The sequence below is a fragment of the Tenebrionibacter intestinalis genome (assembly GCF_016632365.1).
In the GTDB taxonomy this organism is placed as follows: Bacteria; Pseudomonadota; Gammaproteobacteria; order Enterobacterales; family Enterobacteriaceae; genus Tenebrionibacter; species Tenebrionibacter intestinalis.
The window spans coordinates 1-2,602 of record NZ_JAEPBH010000096.1; the positions used below are offsets into that span (position 1 = coordinate 1).

The window sequence follows — 2,602 nt, forward strand, 5'->3', positions numbered from 1 at the left end:
GTTGAGAATAACTCGCTGTCCGGTCTGGAAGGCTTCGGCAAAGGCATGATGGACTACGGCCAGTCGGTGCAGTCCTACGCTCAGTATGCTCAGGAGAAAAATCTGCCGCCGGAACAGGTTCAGGCCGATCTGGCCCGGATGGTGAAAGGCGATCTGCCGGAAGGCGCGGATATCATTAAAGCTATCCTGAGCAATAATCCTGGCTCAGATACGGCAATGGCGCTTCTCACAGCGGAAGATGCAAAAGATTACGCGCTGGCGCTGCTGACGTCGATCCCGGCAGAACGGGCGCTGTCGCTTGTCGGAAAAGCGGCGAAGGTCATTGATAACAAAATTCTGATTAAAGCGGCAGAGAAAATCTCGACGGCGAAGCCGGGTAAGCAGTTTACAGCGCCGAGGGATCTGAATGAGCAGGTGCTGTGGAATCAGGTTGAGTCTAATCCTGGCAGTGGTAAGAAATTCTCTGATATGGGGTTAAATTTAAATACAGACCCACGTTTCCCTAAATCTGCTGGATTTGAAAAAATGACAGCCTCACATAAATTACCAAATGGTTCTAATATTGAAATCCATTATCAATATAACACCATTACTGGAAAAGCCTATGATATGAAAATTGTCACGCCTCAGCGAACCACGTCTAATCCATCCGATATTATTGATTCGATTAAAGGAAGGATCAAATGAAGATTAAAGATGAATGGGGGAATGTTGTTGACATTTTTGGTATGTATTGGGTTTTGTCTATCGATAAAACCTGCACAGAGACAATGTTATTAGGTATGCCAAGAGGTAATGGTGGTTTAGGTACTTATAGAATTACAGGGAAACTTGCGGAGAAAGTGGAATTTATAGACCCATCAATACCGGATGGTTTTATTTATTACCATTCAGGTATTTATCATTGGGCGTTAATTGAAGAAAATTTGTTAGACGAGCTACGTGAATATGATGAAGTAGCCTACCAACGTTTCCTTGAGATCCTGAAAGCCGAAGGCCGGATAGATCCAGACTTTTATTAACCATTAAAGATCCCGGTCACCAGGCCGGGATCTTTTTGCCCGTCACTCAGCAGGCCGGATCACCAGTTGCCCCCGCTCAACGTCCACGGTAACCGGTGTATCGGTCCTGAATCCCGCCTCTTCCAGCCAGTCGCCCTTAAGGTGCAGGCTGGGCGAACGACTGTAGTAAGTGGTCATATGGGTGCGCCGGTTAATATGCTGGATACTGACGTACCCGACTTTATAGCGGCGCTGCGCTTTGGAAATCCTCACTTCTGGCTTAGTATCGTGCTCAGCCATATCAACTACTCCTGTTAGTTGGTTGTGGTCAGCGGTTAAGGCAGGTGGCCGCCTGCTTTAACCGCGCTCAGTAATCTGTTTAGCCTGGTACTTCAAAATCATCCCATCCAGTAACGCCTTGATAATCCGGCGTTCTTCTTCAGGCATTCCGCTGACGGCCTCAAACTGCAAAGCCAGGTCATCGGATGGTCCCCGTTCATGCTCATCAAACACCAGTCCATCCAGAGAAACATGCAGTACCTTAGCCAGCCTGATCAGGGCGTCTAAGGTGGGTTGTGCTGATCCCGCTTCATAGCGACGTATCTGGTTAACATGGATCGATGCGCTGTCTGCCAGTGCCTGTTGAGTCAGTTCAGCAGCCTTGCGCAGTTGTATCAAACGGGCAGGAAAGTTCATGGGTAAGAACCACAAAGTTGACGTAGCCATACTGTAACCCCTCCCTCTAAAACTGTTTGACACATACACAGTATAAGGTATCTAATAAAAACATCAAACGGTAGTTGACAGGTTTTTAAGGGAGCAGCGGTATGAAAGGCAGAATGACCCCGGAAGAGCTGGAACGGCTGAAGCGGGAGGTGTCGCTTGTCACGGTGGCTGAATCACAGGGGCATAAGCTGAAGCGCCAGGGAAAGGACAGCTACGTTTGCCTGTGTCCGTTCCATCAGGAGAAAACGCCTTCCTGCGTCATTACGCCGTCAAAAAACCTGTATCACTGCTTTGGCTGCGGCGCTGCTGGCTCGGTGCTCGACTGGGTGCAGAAGACAGAGCGGCTCACGTATCCGCAAACCCTTATCCGCCTGCGGGAACTGGCCGGCCCGGCGGCCGTGGCGCAACCCCCTTCTTTAGCCGCCGCTGTTGAATCTCCGCGCCAGAATCTCACCGATCTGGACGATGACGGCCAGGCGCTGCTGCATCAGGTGGTGGACTTCTATCACCAGAACCTGCTGGAGAGCATGGAAGGCCAGGAATGGCTGGCGCTGCGCGGGCTGCATCATCCTGAACTCATCACGCACTTCCGGCTGGGCCTGGCCGGCACGCACGGCGTGTCCGGGGTGTTGCCGTCGCCGCACTCAAACGCCGGTAAAGCCCTGCGCAGCCGCTTAACCGCGCTCGGCGTGGTGCGTGAGTCCAGCCGCCAGGACCACTTCCGGGGTTGCCTGGTGGTGCCGGTGGTCGGCTGGTCTGAAAGCCATGACGTGGCCGCGCGGGGCCGGGTGTTGCAGTTGTACGGCCGCCGCACAATGGCAGACAACAAAATCAAGCTCACCAGCCCGAAACACCTGTATCTGCCCTCGCCGCTC

The 2,602-nt window shown here is 52.2% G+C and carries 5 protein-coding genes; 3 read left to right on the forward strand and 2 right to left on the reverse strand.

The genetic code is table 11. The features are described 5' to 3' along the window. Positions 1–687, forward strand: a 687-nt coding sequence (locus JJB97_RS17660; protein ID WP_238715388.1) for a hypothetical protein, incomplete at its 5' end; no start/stop codon positions are given. After that, on the forward strand, positions 684–1,022 hold the full coding sequence (locus JJB97_RS17665) for a hypothetical protein (RefSeq protein WP_238715389.1): 339 nt from the start codon (positions 684–686) through the stop codon (positions 1,020–1,022). The genes JJB97_RS17660 and JJB97_RS17665, both read left to right, overlap by 4 nt. A gap of 42 nt (positions 1,023–1,064) precedes the next feature. Here JJB97_RS17665 and JJB97_RS17670 read toward each other — a convergent pair whose 3' ends face one another. Both JJB97_RS17670 and JJB97_RS17675 read right to left on the reverse strand, forming a co-directional pair. After that, positions 1,065–1,301 (reverse strand): SymE family type I addiction module toxin, encoded by a 237-nt coding sequence (locus JJB97_RS17670; protein ID WP_238715390.1) that lies wholly within the window; start codon positions 1,299–1,301, stop codon positions 1,065–1,067. A gap of 57 nt (positions 1,302–1,358) precedes the next feature. Next, positions 1,359–1,697: a helix-turn-helix domain-containing protein gene (locus tag JJB97_RS17675; protein ID WP_317981543.1), complete on the reverse strand. Its 339-nt coding sequence runs from the start codon at positions 1,695–1,697 to the stop codon at positions 1,359–1,361. Positions 1,698–1,828: 131 nt separating this feature from the next. Between JJB97_RS17675 and JJB97_RS17680 the strand changes: the two genes are divergently transcribed. After that, a partial coding sequence (locus tag JJB97_RS17680) for a CHC2 zinc finger domain-containing protein (RefSeq protein WP_238715392.1) occupies positions 1,829–2,602 on the forward strand: 774 nt, incomplete at its 3' end.

Bases quoted from the DNA above. Each gene is read 5' to 3' on its own strand.
- JJB97_RS17675 (WP_317981543.1), bottom strand. From the start codon at position 1,697: ATGAACTTTCCTGCCCGTTTGATACAACTGCGCAAGGCTGCTGAACTG.
- JJB97_RS17670 (WP_238715390.1), bottom strand. From the start codon at position 1,301: ATGGCTGAGCACGATACTAAGCCAGAAGTGAGGATTTCCAAAGCGCAG.
- JJB97_RS17665 (WP_238715389.1), top strand. From the start codon at position 684: ATGAAGATTAAAGATGAATGGGGGAATGTTGTTGACATTTTTGGTATG.